The organism is Microbacterium panaciterrae, from assembly GCF_039541635.1.
Classification (GTDB): domain Bacteria; phylum Actinomycetota; class Actinomycetes; order Actinomycetales; family Microbacteriaceae; genus Microbacterium; species Microbacterium panaciterrae.
On the sequence record NZ_BAABGP010000008.1, the window covers coordinates 455,724 to 474,675 of the forward strand.

Consider the following 18,952-nt stretch of genomic DNA (forward strand, 5'->3'; position numbering starts at 1 on the left):
CAGAGAGAGCCAGCGTCATGACAGCCTCTGAGTCCCCCTCCTCCGCCCCCGCGTCGGCCCCGTCCACAGGGCCCGCGGCACCGCGCACGCCCCGGAAGGACGGCGCCGTGCTGAAGTACGTGCGCGCGAACCCGTTCAGCGTCGCGCTGGCCTTCGTCGTCCTGGTGACGGGGTTCGTGTTCGGCACGTTCTGGGGAGGATTCCCGCAGGAGCTCGCCGCCGGCATGATCACGACCGGGCAGCTCGCGTTCTGGTGGACGCCGTTCACCGCACTCGTCATCGTGGACTCCCTCATCGGCGGGATCATGGTCATCGCGCTCACGCTGACGGTCGGCGCCTACGCCGAGCGACGGCTGGGGACACTGCGCGCGATCGTGCTGTTCCTCGTGACGGGCGTCGTCGCGATCCTGCTCGGCGTCGGCCTGCAGGCGCTCCTGCTCACGTGGGGATCCGACTGGGGCGATCTGGCGAGCATCGACCTGGTGCTGGATCCCTCGGTCGGCGTCGTCGGGATGATCATGGCCGCGAGCGCCCTGGCCCCGGCGCTCTGGCAGCGCCGGATCCGCGTGATCGGGTTCACCCTGCTGCTCATGTTCGCGCTCTACGCCGGCGACAGCGACAGCATCTTCCGTCTCATCGCCGGGCTGCTCGGACTGCTGGCGGGCGCCGTCGTCTCCCGCGGAGCCGTGCTGGGCGCCTGGCATCGCAGCTCCTACCGGGAGGTCCGCGCGATCGTCGCGTCGATCGTCGCCGCGACCGGACTCGGGCCGATCATCGTGCTCATCTCCGGATCCGTGGCGGCGCCGCTGAGCGCGGTCGTCGCCGGATTCGCGCCGATCACCGAGACCGAACTGCCCGTGTCGTGCACCCAGCACTACACCGCCGACTGCCTGCGACAGGCCGACGCGATCCTCACCGCGGGCCCTGGTCCGTTCCTGGTCAGCATCGTGCCGCTGCTGCTGGCCCTGCTCGCCGCCTGGGGGCTGCGCACCGGGCGCCGTGCGGCGTGGATCCTCGGGATCGCGGTGAACGCCGCGATCGCGGTGCTCACCGCCGGGGTGCTCGGGGTCACGGAGCTGCTGGACGCGAAGACCCGCGACCTGCTGCGCGTCGAGGACGCGATCGCGATCGTTCTCGCCACGCTCGTGCCGATCCTGGTCGTCGGTCTCCTGCTCGTCACCCGGCGCCGCTTCCTGGTGCGGGCGCCGCATCGGGCGGGGCTGCAGTTCCTGATCACCGTTGCCGGCGCCTGGATCGTGCTGGCCGCGGTGTACGTGGTGATCGGCCTCGTCGACGGCGAGAACTACCTGGACGGACGACCCTCGCTCGGCGGTCTGCTCGGCGACATCCTGCGCCCCTTCGTGCCCGCGGGGTTCCTGCCGCCCGCGACCGAGGAGGCCATCCCCGTCGACGGCATGGCCCTGGTCGTCTATCAGTGGATCGGCGTGCTGTTCTGGGGCGTGTTCATCCTGGCGATGGTGCGGCTCTACCGCGCCACCCGGATCGAGCGGAACGCCGAGGAGGAGGAGCGCTTCCGCGCGCTGCTGCGCGCGGGGAACGGCGGCACTCTGGGCTTCATGGGCACCTGGCCCGGCAACAGCTACTGGTTCAGCGCCGACGGTCGCGGAGCTGTCGCCTACCGGGTCATCAACGGCGTCGCGCTGACGACGTCGGATCCGCTCTGCGCCGCGGGCGAGGAGCGGGCCACGATCGAGGAGTTCGTGCACCACTGCGAGACGCAGGGCTGGTCGGCCTGCTTCTACAGCTTCCACGAGCGCTTCCTGCCGGTGTTCCAGGAGTTCGGCTGGCAGTACCTGTCCGTGGGCGAGGAGACGGTGCTCGACCTGCCCGGCCTGGAGCTGACCGGGAAGGCCTGGCAGAAGGTGCGCCAGCCGCTGAACCGCGGTGAGCGCGAGGGCATCACCACGCTGTGGTCGACCTGGGCGGATCTTCCGCCGAAGTACACCGCGCAGATCGTCGCCGTGAGCGAGGAGTGGGTCGCGAACAAGAAGCTGCCGGAGATGGGGTTCACCCTCGGCAGCACCCAGGAGCTCAAGGATCCCGACGTCGGCGTCTTCCTCGCCATCGACAAGGAGGGCACCATCCAGGCCACCACGAGCTGGCTGCCGAGCTGGACGGACGGGAGGATCACCGGCTGGACCATCGACTTCATGCGTCGGGGAGACGGATCAATGCCCGGAATCATGGAGTTCGTGATCGCCTCCGCCGCGCTGCATATGAAAGAGCAGGGCGCGCAGGTGCTGAGCCTCTCCGGGGCCCCGCTCGCCACCAAGCCGGGCCAGGAGAGCGCCGAGCCGACTGTCATGGACCGGCTGCTCGAGTGGCTCGGCCAGATGCTCGAGCCTGCGTACGGGTTCACCTCGCTGTTCCGGTTCAAGAGCAAGTTCAATCCGCGCTACGAGACCATCTACATGGCCTACGCGGACCCCGCGAGGCTGGCGGCGATCGGCATGGCGCTCGGCAACGCCTACCTGCCCAACGCCTCGCCGAAGGAGTATCTCGCGCTCGTGGAGACGATCACGAAGCGTGACGGAGGAGCCTGAACCGGTGCCGTTCGTCGCTGTCGGATCCGGTCCGTGACGCGCCGAACGTCATCGAATGTATGGAACTCTCAGGATCTGTCCGTATTATTACGGAGTTGTAACACCCTCCGCTGCCCGAGGAGCACATCATCCCTTCGCGATCACCCGAAACCGCGCCCCCCTCTGCCCAGATGCCGACATCGCCCTCCGCCACCCCCGGAACCGTCGTTCCCCGGTCGCGTCGAGAGCTTCGGGAACAGGCGGCGCTGCGCGACCAGACGTCCTCCGCAGGCACGACCGCACACGTCACAGCACCGGACCACTCGGCTGCTCGGCGATCCGCGACGCACGCGCCGAAGGCCGGACCACGCAGAACAGGCCACACCGCGAAGACCGAGACGAGCGTCGCGCCGGGCAGCGCGCGACCCCGTCGTTCGGCCAAGCACCTCAGTCGCACCACAGGTGCAGCCCTCGCGATCACTGCACTCGTGGTCGGCACGGCCCTCCCGGCGATCGGGCTGGTCCGCGCGCAGGACGGCAACGCCGCGACGACGACCGCCGCCGACATCCGCGCGCAGTCGTTCACGGCGGCCAAGGGCGTCCTCCCCGACGTCCAGGTGCACGGCACCTTCACCGCGACGACCCCCACCGAGCTCACGGCGATGCAGGCCGCCACCGCCGCAGCGGCTCGGACCGGCGTCTCCTCGATCGCCAAGCCCGGTCAGGTCATCTACCCCATGGCCGCCGGCTCCTACACCCTCACCGACGGCTTCGGCGCGGCGCGGACCGGTCGCAGTCACATGGGACAGGACTTCGCGGCGCCGGTCGGAACCCCGATCTACGCCGCCGCCGACGGCTGCGTCACGATGTCACAGGAGAGCTACCAGGGCTACGGCGTGTCCATCGAGATCGCCCACCCGGCCCTCAGCGGCACCAACGCCGTGTCGACCCTGTACGCGCACATGACCTACGGCACCCGCGCGGTGCAGGTCGGCGAATGCGTCACGGCCGGCCAGTTCATCGGACGCGTCGGCAACACCGGCTGGACGGTCGGGAGCTGCCTGCACTTCGAGGTGCACATCAACGACAGCGCGATCGACCCGCTGGCCTGGCTCGAGGCCAACGTGTTCTGACGCGCCTACCCGGTGAGGATCTCGACGAAGGCCCCTGCTCGCGGGGGCCTTCGTCGTCCGCAGGCGCGAACGTGCGCGGCTACTCCGTGAGGGCCAAGGAGACCTGCTCGATGTGGAACGCCACCGCACGGCGTGCCGCCTCCGCGGACCCCGAGGCGATCGCATCGAGGATCCGATCATGCTCGAGATCGGATGCCACCCGACGATCTCGCGTGAGGTTCAGGAACTCCGACTGCGGATCGAGTGCCTGGCGCATCAGTGTCACGATCGCGGCCAGCACGGGGTTGCCACTCGCCTCCGCGATCGCACGATGGAAATGCCCGTCCAGCCGAACCCACGCGCGGAGATCGACTTCCTCGCGCATCTTCTTCGTGTGTTCTTGCAGCAGCGCGAGCTGTTCGGGCGTGCGGCGTTCTGCGGCGAACCCGGCCGCGGGGATCTCGACCTGCAGCCGCGCTTCGATGAGATCTTTCGCCGAATAGCCCCCGAACGTGAGCTGCGGATGTTCGGTCTTCGACAGCACGAAGGTGCCGCTGCCGGTACGCGTCTCGACGAGGCCGAGAGTGGCGCACGCACCGAGCGCCTCTCGCAGGATCGAACGGCTGACGCCGAAACGCCGCGCCAGCTCGATCTCACCGGGGAGCCGATCGCCGATGGCGACATCGTCACTGGCGATCAGCGTCCTGAGAGCCTTGAAGACTGCCTCCGCGGCACTGATTCGCGGTACAGGTGCGGGGTGAAAAGAACCAGACACGACCGACCTCTGTTCCCTCTAGCGTCCGGATCCACTCTATTCGACCCTTCGGACATCTCGGCCTTGTGCGATCCCGCATCTTCTCTTAATCTGTAGGACAGCCCGACAGCCGGACAGAACGCGCACAGTCGGCACGACGAAAGACAGGACATGGATCAGAACAACGAGGTTCGGGCCACGGATGTGGCCTCACCCGGCGTCGTCGATGCCGGCGACAGCGGGTACCGGAAGTCGCTCAAGCGGCGGCACATGAGCATGATCGCGATCGGCGGCTCGATCGGGACCGGACTCTTCCTCGGCGCCAGCGGGCGCATGGAGATCGCCGGCCCCTCACTCGCGGTGGTCTACATCGTGTGCGGGTTCTTCGCCTTCATCGTGGTGCGCGCGCTCGGCGAACTGGTGATGTACCGCCCCTCCTCCGGCGCGTTCGTCTCGTACGCACGCGAGTTCATGGGCGAAAAGGGCGCCTTCTCCGTCGGCTGGCTGTTCTTCCTCGACTGGGGAACGACCGTGATCGCCGACATCACCGCGATCGCGCTCTATGCGCATTTCTGGTCCTTCTTCACGCCGATCCCGCAATGGCTGCTGGCGCTCATCGCACTGGTCATCGTGATGGCGATGAACATCACCTCCGCGGTGCTGTTCGGCGAGCTCGAGTACTGGTTCGCGCTGATCAAGGTCGGAGCGATCGTCCTCTTCGGCATTCTCGGGATCTACTTCATCGTCACGCAGACCCCGATCGCCGGGCACACCCCCGGTCTCGCCATGATCGCCGACAACGGGGGCTTCTTCCCCAAGGGCATCGCCCCCATGTTCGTCATCGCACTCGGCGTCGTCTTCGCCTATGGCGGGACCGAGATGGTCGGAGTCGCCGCCGGCGAAGCGAAGGATGCCCGCGCGGTGGTTCCGCGCGCCGTCAACTCCATCATGTGGCGCATCATGCTGTTCTACGCGGGCTCGGTCGTCCTGTTCACCCTGCTCCTGCCGTGGACCTCCTACAAGGCCGGCCAGAGTCCGTTCGTGACGGTCATGAACTCGATCGGGATCCCCTACGCCGGCGACATCATGAACCTCGTGGTGCTCACCGCGGCGATGTCGAGCCTGAACGCGGGCCTGTACTCCACCGGTCGCACGCTCCGCTCTCTCGCCGCGGCGGGGACCGGACCGAAGTTCGCGAACCGGATGAACAAGGCCGGAGTCCCGTACGGCGGCATCCTCATCACGACCGGACTCGGCGTGATCGGCGTGATCCTCAATCTCATCGTCCCCGGTCAGGTGTTCGAGATCGTGCTCAACCTGGCGGGCCTGGGCATCGTCGGCGTGTGGGGCTCCATCATCGTGTGCCATTGGCTCTTCGTGCGCAGGATGAAGAGCCAGGGGCGCGAACGCCCGAAGTTCCGGTTGCCGTGGGCGCCGGTGACCAACGGCATCACCCTCGTCTTCCTCGCCGTGGTCGTGCTGCTGATGGCGTTGGACCCGGGCGTCGGCCGCATCACCCTCGCGGCGTTCGTCATCGTGGTCATCCTGATGGTCGTCGGCTGGTACCGGGTGCGCGGACGCATCAACCCCGAGGCGCTCACCTCTACGATCGACATCACGGGAGAAGCCCCGTCGCCGGTCGAGGCAGATCAGACCTGACCAAGGGAACCAGCGTGAGTGACGGAAGCGGGACGATCCGGCACCGGATCGGCATCATCGCCGGTTCGGGGCCGGAGGCAGGCATCGACATGTGGCGCAAGGTGCTCGAAGAGCATCGTGCGCTGCTCGGCGATCGTTATCGCGGCGACATCGATGCGCCGGAGACCGTCATCGTCTCGCTTCCCGAGCTCGGCTATTCGATGGACCTGGAGAACGAGGAGGATCGCGTCTGGATCGCCCTCAGGAACGCGGCCGAACGGATCGCGGAACAGGTCGATGTGTACGTCATCGCGTGCAACACGCTCAACTACTTCGCGGATCGGCTGGAGGCGCTCGGCCTCCCGGCAGTCCTGCTCACGCCGGCGGAGGCGGCGCTCACCGAGCTACGGGCGCGGGGGGCCGCGTCCGTGGCACTGCTCGGGTCACGCCAGACGATGGATCTCGGCGGCTGGTCATCGTATGCGCGCCTGAGCGAGCACGTCGCCGTCGAGCTCCCCGAGGATCAGGACCGCGTGCATCGCCTCATCTCCGAAGTGAAGCTCGCGGGCGGCTCGACACCGGAGATCGAGGCTGAGTTCGCGCGCATCCGGTCGCGTATGCACAGCGATACGGTGCTGCTCGCCTGCACCGAGCTGCCGTTGCTGGAGGGCGCCGCTGCCCAGGAGGAGTCGGGAGCGATCGACGTGTCCCGGCTGCTTGCGCGTGCGGCCGTGCGCTGGCATCCGTCGCCTCCGCCGGAGAGAAGCGTGAGCGGCGACGCCACCCGCCCGGTCGCGGTGCTCTACACCGGCGGCACTTTCGGGATGGTGCCCACGGAGCACGGCCTGGCTGCGAACCCGCATCTGCACGCGGAGGTCGCGGGGCTCGTCGCCGGACTCGATCCCGGCGGTCCCGTGGTTCCGTGGACCTACGCGCGATCCGAGCCGGCGATCGACAGTGCCGAGGTCTCCCCCGCGACCCTCGGTGTTCTCGCCGACCGGATCCGCGCCGTCGCCGCACAGGACCGTGCGCGCGCGGTGGTGGTGATCCACGGCACCGACAGCATGGCGTACAGCGCCGCGTACGTCGCGTTCGCGCTGGCGGACCTCGAGGTCCCCATCGTGTTCACGGGAGCGCAGCGACCGTTCGGCACGGGGGGCAGCGACGCTCCGGACAACTTCGCGCAGGCGTTCGGCGCGGCCTCGGGCCGACTCGCGACGGGCGTCTGGATCGCCTTCGCAGGCCGGATCCTCCCGGCCGTTCGCACCACGAAGCGCTCCAGTGAAAGCCTTGACGCGTTCATCGCCCATCTCGGGCTGGCCGGCTCGCCATCAGGCGTGGCGCCGTCAATGGCATCAGCGCTCCGCGGCGCCGTCGGGCGCGCCAACCCGCGCATAGGCCTCATGAAGGTGTCTCCCGGACTCAGCGGCCGCCAGCTCGATGCCATGCTCGACGACTGCCCGGCCGGCGTGGTCCTGGAGTGCTACGGCGCGGGGACCGCGCCGATGGCGGCCGGGGAGCTGGTCGGAGCGGTGCAGCGAGCCACTGCCCGGGGCAGCGTGGTGCTCGCGGTCACGCAATGCGCCGACGGCGGCGTGGAACTCGGACGCTACGCCGTGGGGTCCGTCCTCGCCCGGGCGGGTGCACTGTCCGCGGGCGACATGACGACCGAGGCGGCGCTGGGCAAGCTCGGCGCGCTCGCGCGCGCCGGCTACGTCGGCGACGAACTGCGGGCGCTTCTGGCACGGAACCTGATCGGCGAACAGCACCCGGCCGCATCGGCGGGCTGAGCGCCGATGCTCACCTCGGGGGATTCGCATCCCTGCATGCTCATATGCGCATCGCACGAAGAGTTCACGTGTCGTTGTTGTGGGCGTCCCCGAAGCATGGTTGCATCGGGCTTCATGACAGATGAAACACATCTCCACCGCCACGCCGACGCCCCACAGCCCCGCTGGTGCTCCTGCGCCGTCCCCGACGATGTCGAAGCGGAGCGTCGCTCAGGGCTGAGCCGACGCGGATTCCTCACCGGGGTCTCGGCCGCGAGCGCCCTCGCCGCGGCCGGCTGGGTCGCGACGAACCCCGAGCCTGCCGCGGCCGCCGCGGGCGGCATCGGCAAGTCCGTGACGATCACGATCATGGGATCCTCCGACATCCATTCGCACGCCGTCAACTGGGACTACTACACCGACGCGGCCTACAGCGACAAGGCGGGCAACGTGGTCGGGCTGTCCCGGGTGTCGAGCGTCGTGAACCAGATCCGCGCCGACCGCGGACGCGACCGCACCCTGCTGTTCGACGCGGGCGACACCATCCAGGGGACGCCGCTCGGCTTCTACTATGCGACGGTCGATCCCATCACGAAGACCGGTGCGATCCACCCGATGGCCGCGCAGATGAACGCGATCGGCTACGACGCCGTCGCTCTCGGCAACCACGAGTTCAACTACGGCCTCGACTTCCTCGACACCTGGATCAAGCAGATGAACGCGCCCGTCCTGGGCGCCAACGCGGTGCACGCCGGCACCACCGTGCCCGCGTACACGCCGTACACGATCAAGACGCTCAACCCGAAGGGCGCAAAGCCCATCCGGGTGGGCGTGCTGGGCCTGACCAACCCCGGCATCGTCATCTGGGACAAGGCCAACGTGAGCGGCAAGCTCGAGGTGCTCGACATCGTCGAGACCGCCCGACGCTGGGTGCCGGTGATCCGCGCTCAGGGCGTGGACGTGCTCGTCGTGAGCGTGCACTCCGGCGACAGCGGCACCTCCTCGTACGGCACCGATCTGCCGAACGAGAACGCCGCCGCGCTCCTCGCCGAGCAGGTCCCGGGGATCGACGCGATCCTGTTCGGGCATGCGCACAAGGACATCCCGCAGCGCTTCGTCACCAACGCCAGCACGGGCCAGCAGGTGGTGCTGAGCGAGCCGATGTGCTGGGGGCAGCGCCTCAGCGTGTTCGACATCGAGCTGCAGCAGGTCAAGGGCCAGTGGACCGTCGTGTCGAAGAAGGCGACGAACGTCAACACGAACACGGTGCAGGACGACCCGGCCCTCGTCTCGGTGGTCCAGGCGCAGCACGACGCCGTGGTGGCGTACGTGAACAAGCCGGTCGCGACCTCCACCGAGGAGCTCTCCGCGGCAGAGTCCTGCTGGAAGGACACCGCGATCCTCGACTACATCAACAAGGTGCAGGTCGACACCGTGACCGCGGCGATCGCGGGGACGCCGGAGGCATCCCTGCCGATCGTGTCCATCGCGGCGCCGTTCAACCGCGCCGCCACCTTCCCCGCGGGGCAGGTCACGATCCGCGATGTCGCCGGGCTGTACATCTACGACAACACGCTCATGGCGTCGGTGCTCACCGGAGCCCAGATCAAGGACTATCTGGAGTACTCCGCGAAGTACTTCCAGCAGGTGGCCCCTGGCGCCCCCGTGAACCCGGCCGCCTGGACCAACGCGGGCCTCACCCCGGACTACAACTACGACCAGTTCTCGGGCGTCAGCTACGACGTCGACATCTCGCAGCCGCAGGGATCTCGGATCGCCAACCTGTCGTGGGCCGGGGCGCCGATCGCGGCGGACCAGAAGTTCGTCGTCGCGGTCAACAACTACCGTCAGTCAGGCGGCGGCGGGTTCCCGCACATCGCCACGGCGCCGGTGATCTACAACGCCCAGGTCGCGATCCGCGAGGCGATCGTGGCCTACGCGTCCGCGGCAGGGAAGATCAATCCGGCGGACTTCCACGTCGTGAACTGGCAGCTCACGCGCGCCGGCGTCCCCGTCTTCTGATCCGCACGGCAGCGCCCCTTCCTCCGCCGTCCTGCGGAGGAAGGGGCGCTGTCGTGAACAGACGGGTCACTTCACGGTCGGCGGCGCAGGGATCGCGTACCCCGAGGGCGCCACGTTCGCGTCGAGGGACTTCTTCCACGCCCCCGAGGAGATGTACTCCTTCAGCGCCGCCCGCACCTGGTCGAGACGGTTGTCGCCCTGCTTCAGCCCGATGCCATAGTTCTCGTCGGTGAAGCCCTTGCCGATCACGCGCAGCACCCCCTTGTACTCAGGCACGGCGGCGAAACCGGCCAGGATGAGGTCGTCCGTGGAGACGGCGTCGACCGTGCCGGCGGCGAGGTCGCGCACGCACTCCGACCAGGACGGTACCTTCACGACGGTGATCTTGCCGCGGTAGTTCGCGGTCAGGTAGTCGATCGAGGTCGTTCCCGCGGCCGCGCACACCTTCTTGCCGTCCAGGGTCTCCGGGCCCGTGATGGTGTCGTCGTTTCGACGGATCAGCAGATCCTGATGCGCCACGAAGTACGGACCGGCGAAGGCGACATCCTTCTCCCGCTCCGGCGTGATCGAGAAGGTCGAGACGACCATGTCGACCTTGCCCGAGGTCAGCGCGCTCACCCGCTCCGACTGGTCGATGCGCTGCCAGGTGATGTTCTTGGTGGGGATGCCGAGCTTGCCCGCCACGAAGTTCGCGGTGTCGATGTCGAACCCTGCATAGCCGGCGTCGGTCTTCAGGCTCACCCCCGGCAGGTCGTCGGCGATGCCGATCGTGAGGGTGCCGGTTCCGGTCGCGGCGTTGTCGCCGGTGCTGTTCGGCGGCGTGGACGAGCATCCGGCGACGAGCAGGGACGCGGCCAGCAGTCCGAGCGCGGCGGTGGTCAGACGGCGCATGTCACACCCCCCTGTCCTTGTTCGTCGGATCGGGGTCGGGCGGATTCTTGTCCGGTTCGTCGAGGTTGTCCCATTCGTGCATCTCGACCTGGACGGTGCCGAGCGCCGCGATGTCCTCCTCGTCGTCCTCCTCATCGAGGTTGTCCCACTCGCGCGCGTCGAACTGCACCGTGCCGATCGCCGCGATCGACTCGGTGCGCGGCCCGGCGGGCTGCGGCGGGTAGCGCAGCCCCGTGTCGGTCCACTTGCTCAGCATCCGTCCGTCCGTGTGCGCGGCGACCCGGCCCTTCACGAAGAACCAGCCGAGCTCGAAGATGATCAGCAGCGCGGGGATCCCGATGACCACCACGACGAACCCGGTCTTGTGCCAGAAGTACGGCGACGCCTGCCAGCCCGAGATCGCCATCCCGACGATCACGAACACGAGGAAGCCGAGCCCGATATAGCTCGTCCACGGAGTTCCCGGCGCACGGAACGAACTCGGTGGGAGCACTCCCCTGTCGGTGAGTTGTCGTAGCCGCAGCTGGCACACGAAGATCGTTCCCCACGTGAACACGACGGCGATGGAGGCGGCCTCCAGCGCGATCTCGAACGCGTCGGGGCTCACCGCGTTCAGGATCGAGCCGAGCACGTAGATCACGGCCGTCATGACGATCCCCGCCCACGGCACACCGGATCCGCTCATCTTCAGGGTGAAGCCCGGCGCCTGCTTCGCCATGCCGAGGCTGCGCAGCACCCGGCCCGTGGTGTACAGCCCGGAGTTCAGCGACGACATCGCCGCGACGATCAGGATCGCCTGGATGACGTTGGCCATCCACGGCATGCCCATCCGCCCGAACACCGTCACGAACGGGCTGATGCCCGGAGTGAACTCGCTCGTCGGCAGGATGCACACGAGCAGCAGCAGCGCGCCGCAGTAGAACACGGCGATCCGCACGATGACCGCGTTCACGGCCTTCGGCACCTCGCGCTTCGGATCCTCCATCTCGCCCGCCGCGATGCCGACCATCTCGATCGCGGCGTACGCGAACACGACCCCCGACATCACGATGATCGGGCCGTACCAGGCGAATCCGCCCCCGGTCGGCCAGAACCCACCGGGATTGGACCACAGGTTCTGTATGCCTGCGCGGTGCCCGCCGACGTCGAAGCTGAACGCGACCACGATGATCCCGATGACGAGGAACACGATGATCGCGGTGACCTTGAGCACCGAGGCCCAGAACTCGAACTCGCCGAACGCCTTGGCGGACAGCAGGTTCACGATGAGCACGACAGCGAGAGCGATGAGCACCGTCGCCCAGGTCGGCATCTGCGGCCACCAATACTGGATGTACAGGCCCACCGCGCTCAGTTCGGCGATGCCGGTGAGCGCCCAGTTCGTCCAGTACATCCAGCCCGTGTAGAAGGCCGCCTTCTCACCGAAGAACTCGCGCATCCACGACACGAACGCACCGGAAGTCGTCCGGTACAGCACCAGTTCGCCCAGCGCGCGCATGAGGAAATAGGCGATCACGCCGACGAGGGCGTAGCTGAGCACGAGAGCCGGGCCGTTGCTGTGCAGCCGCGACGCGGATCCGAGGAAGAGTCCGGTTCCGATCGCACCGCCGATGGCGATCATCTGCACCTGCCGGCGGTTCAGGCTCTTCTTGTAGCCGGCCTGCTCGGCGTCGTGCTCCGTGCCGTGCCCCTCTTCGAACTGCGGGCTCTGCGTGACATCCGTCTGCGACATTCGTTCCCCCTCTTCACCGTTTCTCGCCGGTGAGGCGGGTCGCAGTACGGCTCGGAGCATCGGCGCTGACGTGGTACCGAGAATGGCACGGATCTCGCATCGAGGGCAATGCATTCCCCGCGCGTTCTCGAACCGCGTCCGGATATTCGTGCACGTGAGAACGCCGACCGTGCGCGCACGGCATGATGGAGTACCGGGAGCCGAGGAGGGCCAGATCGTGGACAGCGACATCCTGCAGCACTGGGCCCGCGCGCGCGCCGAGGAGCTGCCCGGAGCCTACGCCGACCAGCCCTTCGGCCCCGAGGTCGACGTGTTCCGCGTGCGGGAGCGGATGTTCATGGCTCTGTCGCTGTCGACCGGCGCGGCGACGGTGACGCTCAAGGCCGCGCCGGAGGACGCGGAGGCTCTGCGCGCCGCGTTCCCGGCGATCATCCCCGGCTACCACATGAACAAACGGCACTGGATCACGCTCCGCCCCGACGGAAGCCTCGAACAGGACCTCGTCCAGGAGCTGGTCACGGAGGCCTACAGGCTCGTGGTCGCCGGACTCCCCCGGACGCGCCGCCCGGTGGATCCGGAGATCTTCGGACGGATCTGATCCGCGGCGCTACCTCTACCGCCTCACCCCAGCCGCAGCTCCTCCGGTTCCAGGACCAGATCGATCAGAGCGCCGTTGCGCAGCACCACCATCTCCATCCGCCGTCCGATCGCCCCCTCGACCATGACGCGCTGCAGTCCGGTCGGATCGAACACCGCGGTGCCGTCGATCGAGAGCACGATGTCTCCCGGATGGGCCCCTGCGAGTGCCGCCGGGCTCCCCGGAACGGTCGACATGACCTGCATGCCGGTCGCGGATCCGACCTTCGCGGCGGCCTCCGGGGCGAGCGGCACCTTCGCGCCCGCCACGCCGAGCCAGGCCCGGCGCACCCGGCCTGCCGTCGCGAGCGTGTCGATGATCGCGAGGGTGGTGGTGTTGATCGGCACGGCGAGCCCCAGTCCGACCCCCGCGACTGCGGTGTTCACGCCGACCAGTCTGCCTGCGCTGTCGGCCAGCGCTCCCCCGCTGTTGCCGGGGTTCAGCGCCGCGTCCGTCTGGATCACCTCATCGATCACGCGCCCCGACGCCGTCGGCAGCGAGCGGCCGAGCGCGGACACGATGCCCGCAGTGACGCTGCCGGCGAGCCCCCGCGGGTTGCCGAGGGCGACGACCAGCTGCCCCACGCGCAGCCGCCCGGCATCGCCGACCGGCACCGGATCCGGCGTCCGCCCGTGGGCGCGGAGCACGGCCAGATCGCTCAGCACGTCGGATCCGACCACCTCCGCATCGACGGCGCTGCCGTCGGCGAACGCCAGGCCGACCTCGCGCGCACCCGCGACCACATGCGCACTCGTGAGCAGCAGTCCGGCGCGGATCACCGTGGCACTGCCCGCACCCGCGCCGTCGGCCGTGCGCACGTTCACCGCGGCGACCGCGGGGAGCACAGTCTCGGCGACGCGCACCACGATCGTGGAGTACGCGTCCAGAGCTTCACCGTCGTCCATGCCCAGCAGTCTCCGCCCGCGCGGACCGGCTCCGGCCCGCGTTCGCCGACGGCTGACGGCCCGGCGAGTCCGGCCCCCGCGACGGCGGCCCGCGATCAGCGGCCGACAGCATCCTCGTCGAGCCCGAGGTGCCTGCGCACCGCTGCGGAGATCGCTTCGACCTGTGCGAGCTGCTCGGGAGTCAGCGCGTCCAGAAACAGCTCCCGAACGGCCCGCAGATGCGGGACGGAGCCGGCCCGGAACTCCTCCCTCCCCTCTTCCGTCGCGATCACATCCACGCCATGCGCACCGTCCGCGCAGGGCTGGCGCCGGATGAGGCCGCGCTTCTGCATGCGGCCCAGATGGTGCGAGAGGCGACTGCGTTCCCAGCCGATCAGTGCGGCCAGCTCCGAGGAGCGCATCGAGTGCCGCGGCGCCTCGGTGAGAGCGAGCAGCACCTGGTAGTCGCCGGACGAGAGCGTCGACTCGCTGGAGAGGCGGCCGGCCAGCCGCGCGCGCAGCGCCTCGGTCGTCTCGATGTGGTCGCGCCAGATGCGCAGCTGCTCCCGCGTCGGCATCGTCCGGGAGTGGGTTCGATCCATCGCGCCTCCTCGGGAATTGATACGTCAAGTCTATCGTTGCATCGGTATTGACACGTCAATACGACGGTCAGGATCCTCGGAGGACGCACGATGAGCACCCAGAGCACCCCTCTCGAGTTGGGGCTGAACTCGTTCGGAGATGTGGCGACCGACGGCGGGCGGGTGATGAGCGACGCCGAATCGCTGCGCCTGCTGATCGACGAAGCCCAGCTGGCGGAGTCGGTCGGGCTCGACGTCTTCAGCGTGGGCGAGCACTACAAGGAGGACTCGGTCGACTCCGCGACGCCGGTGCTGCTGGCGGCCGCCGCGCAGGCGACCTCGACCATCGGCCTCGGCACGTCGGTGACCGTGCTCTCGACCCAGGATCCCGTGCGGCTGTACCAGGAGTTCGCGACCGTGGACGGCATCTCAAACGGCCGCACCCAGCTGGTGCTCGGCCGCGCCTCCGCGATCGAGTCGTTCCCGCTGTTCGGCTACGACATCGCCGAGTACGAGGAGCTCTTCGAGGAGAAGCTCGAGCTGTTCGTCCGGCTGATGCGCGAGGACCGCGTGACCTGGTCGGGCACGTACCGCGCACCCCTCGACGAGGTGCGGCTGCACCCACGCATGCCCGAGGGCGGCATCCCCGCCTGGATCGGCATCGGCGGCAGCCCGGACTCCGTGATCCGCGCCGCCCGCTACGGGCTGCCGCTGATGATGGCGATCATCGGCGGCCGGCCCGAGCGCTTCGCCGGCCACGCCGAGCTGTATCTGCGGGCGCTCGCCCAGTTCGGCCACGAGGAGCTGCCGATCGGGCAGCACTCGCTCGGGCTCATCGCCGAGACCGACGAGGAGGCGAAGAACCTGCACTGGCGGTACTGGGAGCCGGTCGTCGCCAAGATCAGCAAGGAGCGCGGGTTCTACCCGCCGACCGCCGAGCGCTACGCCGAAGAGGTGGACACCGGCGCGCTGTACGTCGGTTCCCCCGAGACGGTGGCCCGCAAGATCGCCGGCATCGTGCGCGCCAACCACCTGTCCCGCTTCGACCTGAAGTACGACCTCACCCACTTGCCGCGTGACGTGCGCGAGCAGAGCATCCGCCTCTTGGGCGAGAAGGTGGCGCCCCGCTTGCGCGAGCTGCTCGACGAAGATCCGGACGCCTGGCACCTCACCGGCCGAGACACCGCGCAGATCGTCAAGGGCGGCAAAGCCGTCCATGCCTGAGACCACCCAGGAGAACACCATGATCAGTCACCACGGCCCCACCATCGGCATCCTCGGCGCGGGGAAGGTCGGCACGACACTCGCCCGCCTCGCCATCGACGCCGGGTTCCGCGTGCTGATCGCGGGATCCGGTGATCCGCAGCACATCGCACTGACCGTCGATGTCATGGCGCCCGGGGCCATCGCGGTGCGGCCGGAGTATGCGGCAGGCACACCGGACATCGTCATCCTCGCCCTTCCGCTGGGCAAGTACCGGAGCGTTCCGGCGGAGGAACTCGACGGCAAGCTCGTGATCGACGCCATGAACTACTGGTGGGAGACCGACGGCATCCGCGACGACCTGAGCGACCCGCGCACCTCCACCAGCGAGATCGTGCAGGAGTTCCTGACCGGATCCCGTGTCGTGAAGGCCCTGGACCACATGGGTTACCACGATCTCGAAGACGAGGCGCGCCCGGCAGGATCGCCGGGCCGCAAGGCGATCGCGATCGCCGGGGACCGGGACGACGATGTCGCACGCGTCGCCGAGGTCGTGGACGCCCTCGGTTTCGACCCCGTGCGCGTGGGGTCCCTCGCCGACGGCGTCGTGCTCCAGCCCGGCCACGCCACTTTCGGCGCCGACCTGCCCGCCGACGAACTGCGCGCGGTGATCCGCGCCGCCGAGGCGGAACTCACCCCGACCGCTCTCGTCTCCTGACCCCGGTGCTGGTGTTCGAGCTCACCCTGGTCACGGTCCATTCGGTGCTGCTACGCACCGCCGGTTGCGCGGTTGTCAGCGCGCCGCCGCGAGCCGGTCGTGCTCGAGCGCGAGCAAGGACACCAGATCGTAGGCGACGTGCGATGCCGCGACGCCGGTGATCTCGGCGTGATCGTACGCCGGCGCGACTTCGACGACGTCGGCTCCGATCAGGTGCAGACCGTCCAGGCCGCGCAGGATCTCGAGCAGTTCGCGACTGGTGATCCCCCCGGCCTCGGGCGTTCCGGTGCCGGGGGCGTGAGCCGGATCCAGGACGTCGATGTCGATCGACACATACAGGGGCCGCCCGCCGATCCGGTCGCGCAGCTTCGCGACCACCTCGTCGACACCCTGCCGGTAGACGTCTGCGCTGGTGACGATGCCGAACCCGAACCGGCGGTCGTCCTCGAGATCCTTCTTGCCGTACAGCGGTCCGCGCGTGCCGACATGACTGAGCGCCTCGGTGTCGATGATCCCTTCTTCGACCGCGCGGCGGAACGGCGTGCCGTGCGTGTACTCGGCCCCGAAATACGTGTCCCAGGTGTCCAGATGCGCGTCGAAATGCAGCAGCGCGACCGGGCCGTGCCGCTTCGCCGCGGCGCGCAGCAGCGGCAGTGCGATCGTGTGGTCACCGCCGAGGGTGACCAGCCGGGTGCCCGCGGCGGTGAGGTCGAACGCCGCTTGCTCGACCCGGTCGATCGCCTCGCCGATGTCGAACGGATTCACGGCGATGTCGCCCGCGTCCGCGACCTGTGCGAGCTCGAACGGCGAGACGTCCAGAGCAGGGTTGTATGGACGCAGCAGTCGCGACGCCTCGCGGATGTGGTTCGGCCCGAACCGCGCTCCCGGGCGGTACGACACGCCGGAGTCGAAGGGCACGCCCGCGACGACGACGTCGGCGTGGTCGACCTGATCGAGACGCGGCAGGCGGGCGAATCCGTCGCGTCCGGAGAAGCGCGGCGTGCGGGAGCTGTCGACCGGGCCGATGCGCGCGGTCATGCGAAGACCCCAGCCGGAACGTGCACGAGGTTCACGCCGCGCGCGGCGACGGCATCGCGGATGGTCGCGGCCAGCGCCTCGACGGTCCGCACCCTCCAGCCCCGTCCGCCGAAGGCGTCCACGAGCGCGGCCCAGTCGGGCTGTGCGAGCCGCACACCGATCGGCGGGATCCCGCGATCGCCCTCGTTCTGCTGGATCTCGGCGTAACCGCCGTTGTCGTAGCAGACGACAGTCAGGTCGAGGCCCTGTTCCACGGCGGTCGCGAACTCCTGCACCGCGAACATCAACGCGCCGTCGCCGAGGACGCAGACCACGGGCTGCGCCCGGTCGCCATGCACGGACTCGCGCGATGCCGGGCGTCACCGAGGTCGCGGTGATGCTCTACGAGCGGATGCTGCGCAGCTTCTTCCTCGGCGAGGAGCCCCGGCTGTTCCCGCACTCGCTGGACGAGGTGGAGCTGCAGATCATGGAGCTCCTCCAGGTCGACGGACGGCTCGGTTACGCGGAGATGAGCGAGCAGGTCGGGCTGTCCATCAGCGGCTGCCGCACTCGCATCGCCCGACTGATAGAGGCCGGGGCGATGCAGATCGGCGCCGTGCTACGTCGTGACCAGGCCGACTCAGACGGCATCGCGTTCGGCTTCGGGATCGTCCTGAACGGCGACGACACCGCCGCGCTCGCACTGCTGCTCGCCGAATCGACGTTGGAGTTCCTGGCCGCCGGCGTCGGCCGCTTCGACCTGGTGGCGACGATCACGTTTCACACGCTCCCCGAGTTCACCGCGCTGCTGCGACGACTGCGCACGACAATCGGCGTGAGCATCGTCGAGGAGTGGATGCACGCGCACATCCACCAGGAGCGGTACCAGAACAGCCTCAACCGGATCCGGGCCGCCCGCGAGGCCGCACCCGCCTGAACACGGCGCCTAACGTCTCGTCGGAAAGGCCGCCCCTCGAGACGAATCGAACGCAGTCGCTCAAACGCTGCGAGCGTTGCTCGGAGGGTCTTGAAGCGCACGCCGTCACCTAGAACAGGTGATCGTGACCGCACCCGTCTTGCTGATCTTCATGTCTTCGACGACGCCGTGCTTACCGCGATGCGTACCGGCGACGACCTCACAGCGGTCCTCGTTCGCGAGCTTCGATTCTTCGGTCATCCCTCAAGTATGGACAAGCGCACCGGAGATGTCGGACGAAGTCGAGCCCGGGACGACAGAGGCCCGGATCACTGATTTTCCTCAGTGTTTCCGGGCCTTCCCTGTTGGCTGGGGTACCTGGACTCGAACCAAGAACAACGGTACCAGAAACCGCCGTGTTGCCAATTACACCATACCCCAAGGGCGAAACCAGGGCCTCGCACCGAGAGTCAAGCTTACCCGAGCTCGCCTGGGGATCCAAACCGGAACAGGATCCCGCGCGCGTCGTGTGCGC

17 protein-coding genes and 1 tRNA gene are annotated in these 18,952 nt (G+C 68.6%); 9 read left to right on the forward strand and 9 right to left on the reverse strand.

The window, feature by feature from the left end; genetic code table 11:
• The first annotated feature begins 17 nt into the window (after window positions 1-17).
• Window positions 18-2,564, forward strand: coding sequence for a bifunctional lysylphosphatidylglycerol flippase/synthetase MprF (locus tag ABD882_RS07160; protein WP_345185600.1), 2,547 nt, complete (start codon window positions 18-20; stop codon window positions 2,562-2,564).
• 170 nt (window positions 2,565-2,734) lie between these two features.
• Window positions 2,735-3,676, forward strand: a complete 942-nt coding sequence (locus ABD882_RS07165) for a M23 family metallopeptidase (protein ID WP_345185601.1) — start codon at window positions 2,735-2,737, stop codon at window positions 3,674-3,676.
• 79 nt (window positions 3,677-3,755) lie between these two features.
• On the opposite strand, the gene ABD882_RS07170 is transcribed toward ABD882_RS07165, so the two are convergent.
• Entirely contained in the window at window positions 3,756-4,430 is a 675-nt protein-coding gene (locus tag ABD882_RS07170) for a FadR/GntR family transcriptional regulator (RefSeq protein WP_345185602.1), read from the reverse strand.
• A gap of 150 nt (window positions 4,431-4,580) precedes the next feature.
• Here ABD882_RS07170 and ABD882_RS07175 point away from each other — a divergent pair, with 150 nt between their 5' ends.
• The 3 genes from ABD882_RS07175 to ABD882_RS07185 all read left to right on the forward strand — a co-directional run bounded on the left by ABD882_RS07175 (window position 4,581) and on the right by ABD882_RS07185 (window position 9,838).
• On the forward strand, window positions 4,581-6,068 hold the full coding sequence (locus tag ABD882_RS07175) for an amino acid permease (RefSeq protein ID WP_345185604.1): 1,488 nt from the start codon (window positions 4,581-4,583) through the stop codon (window positions 6,066-6,068).
• Between the two features lie 14 nt (window positions 6,069-6,082).
• Window positions 6,083-7,837 (forward strand): asparaginase domain-containing protein, encoded by a 1,755-nt coding sequence (locus tag ABD882_RS07180; protein ID WP_345185607.1) that lies wholly within the window; start codon window positions 6,083-6,085, stop codon window positions 7,835-7,837.
• 114 nt (window positions 7,838-7,951) lie between these two features.
• On the forward strand, window positions 7,952-9,838 hold the full coding sequence (locus tag ABD882_RS07185) for a bifunctional metallophosphatase/5'-nucleotidase (RefSeq protein ID WP_345185608.1): 1,887 nt from the start codon (window positions 7,952-7,954) through the stop codon (window positions 9,836-9,838).
• Between the two features lie 66 nt (window positions 9,839-9,904).
• Here the strand turns inward: ABD882_RS07185 and ABD882_RS07190 are convergent, their stop codons facing one another.
• Complete coding sequence (locus ABD882_RS07190) at window positions 9,905-10,729, reverse strand: glutamate ABC transporter substrate-binding protein (protein ID WP_345185610.1); 825 nt, start codon at window positions 10,727-10,729, stop codon at window positions 9,905-9,907.
• Between the two features lies 1 nt (window position 10,730).
• The gene (locus ABD882_RS07195; protein ID WP_345185611.1) at window positions 10,731-12,461 is read right to left on the reverse strand and encodes an amino acid permease; all 1,731 of its coding nucleotides are present in this window, start codon (window positions 12,459-12,461) and stop codon (window positions 10,731-10,733) included.
• 154 nt (window positions 12,462-12,615) lie between these two features.
• Here ABD882_RS07195 and ABD882_RS07200 point away from each other — a divergent pair, with 154 nt between their 5' ends.
• Window positions 12,616-13,059 (forward strand): MmcQ/YjbR family DNA-binding protein, encoded by a 444-nt coding sequence (locus ABD882_RS07200; protein ID WP_345185613.1) that lies wholly within the window; start codon window positions 12,616-12,618, stop codon window positions 13,057-13,059.
• A 23-nt stretch (window positions 13,060-13,082) separates the two neighbouring features.
• On the opposite strand, the gene ABD882_RS07205 is transcribed toward ABD882_RS07200, so the two are convergent.
• Both ABD882_RS07205 and ABD882_RS07210 read right to left on the reverse strand, forming a co-directional pair.
• Window positions 13,083-14,003 (reverse strand): S1C family serine protease, encoded by a 921-nt coding sequence (locus tag ABD882_RS07205; protein WP_345185614.1) that lies wholly within the window; start codon window positions 14,001-14,003, stop codon window positions 13,083-13,085.
• 95 nt (window positions 14,004-14,098) lie between these two features.
• Window positions 14,099-14,584: a MarR family winged helix-turn-helix transcriptional regulator gene (locus ABD882_RS07210; RefSeq protein ID WP_345185616.1), complete on the reverse strand. Its 486-nt coding sequence runs from the start codon at window positions 14,582-14,584 to the stop codon at window positions 14,099-14,101.
• 90 nt (window positions 14,585-14,674) lie between these two features.
• Here ABD882_RS07210 and ABD882_RS07215 point away from each other — a divergent pair, with 90 nt between their 5' ends.
• Window positions 14,675-15,787: an LLM class flavin-dependent oxidoreductase gene (locus ABD882_RS07215; RefSeq protein ID WP_345185617.1), complete on the forward strand. Its 1,113-nt coding sequence runs from the start codon at window positions 14,675-14,677 to the stop codon at window positions 15,785-15,787.
• On the forward strand, window positions 15,780-16,484 hold the full coding sequence (locus tag ABD882_RS07220; RefSeq protein ID WP_345185619.1) for an NADPH-dependent F420 reductase: 705 nt from the start codon (window positions 15,780-15,782) through the stop codon (window positions 16,482-16,484). The genes ABD882_RS07215 and ABD882_RS07220 overlap by 8 nt, the downstream gene beginning before the upstream one ends.
• Before the next feature lie 75 nt (window positions 16,485-16,559).
• On the opposite strand, the gene speB is transcribed toward ABD882_RS07220, so the two are convergent.
• Both speB and ABD882_RS07230 read right to left on the reverse strand, forming a co-directional pair.
• Window positions 16,560-17,522: an agmatinase gene (speB, locus tag ABD882_RS07225; protein ID WP_345185620.1), complete on the reverse strand. Its 963-nt coding sequence runs from the start codon at window positions 17,520-17,522 to the stop codon at window positions 16,560-16,562.
• Complete coding sequence (locus tag ABD882_RS07230; protein WP_345185622.1) at window positions 17,519-17,860, reverse strand: thiamine pyrophosphate-dependent enzyme; 342 nt, start codon at window positions 17,858-17,860, stop codon at window positions 17,519-17,521. The genes speB and ABD882_RS07230 overlap by 4 nt, the downstream gene beginning before the upstream one ends.
• An 11-nt stretch (window positions 17,861-17,871) precedes the next feature.
• On the opposite strand from ABD882_RS07230, the gene ABD882_RS07235 reads away from it, so the two are divergent.
• Complete coding sequence (locus tag ABD882_RS07235) at window positions 17,872-18,438, forward strand: Lrp/AsnC family transcriptional regulator (RefSeq protein WP_345185623.1); 567 nt, start codon at window positions 17,872-17,874, stop codon at window positions 18,436-18,438.
• A gap of 105 nt (window positions 18,439-18,543) precedes the next feature.
• Here ABD882_RS07235 and ABD882_RS07240 read toward each other — a convergent pair whose 3' ends face one another.
• Together ABD882_RS07240 and ABD882_RS07245 are read right to left on the reverse strand one after the other, a co-directional pair.
• A complete protein-coding gene (locus ABD882_RS07240) occupies window positions 18,544-18,678 on the reverse strand; it encodes a hypothetical protein (protein ID WP_345185624.1) in 135 nt (44 codons plus the stop codon).
• Window positions 18,679-18,783: 105 nt separating this feature from the next.
• Window positions 18,784-18,858, reverse strand: a tRNA-Gln gene (locus ABD882_RS07245).
• Window positions 18,859-18,952: the final 94 nt, after the last annotated feature.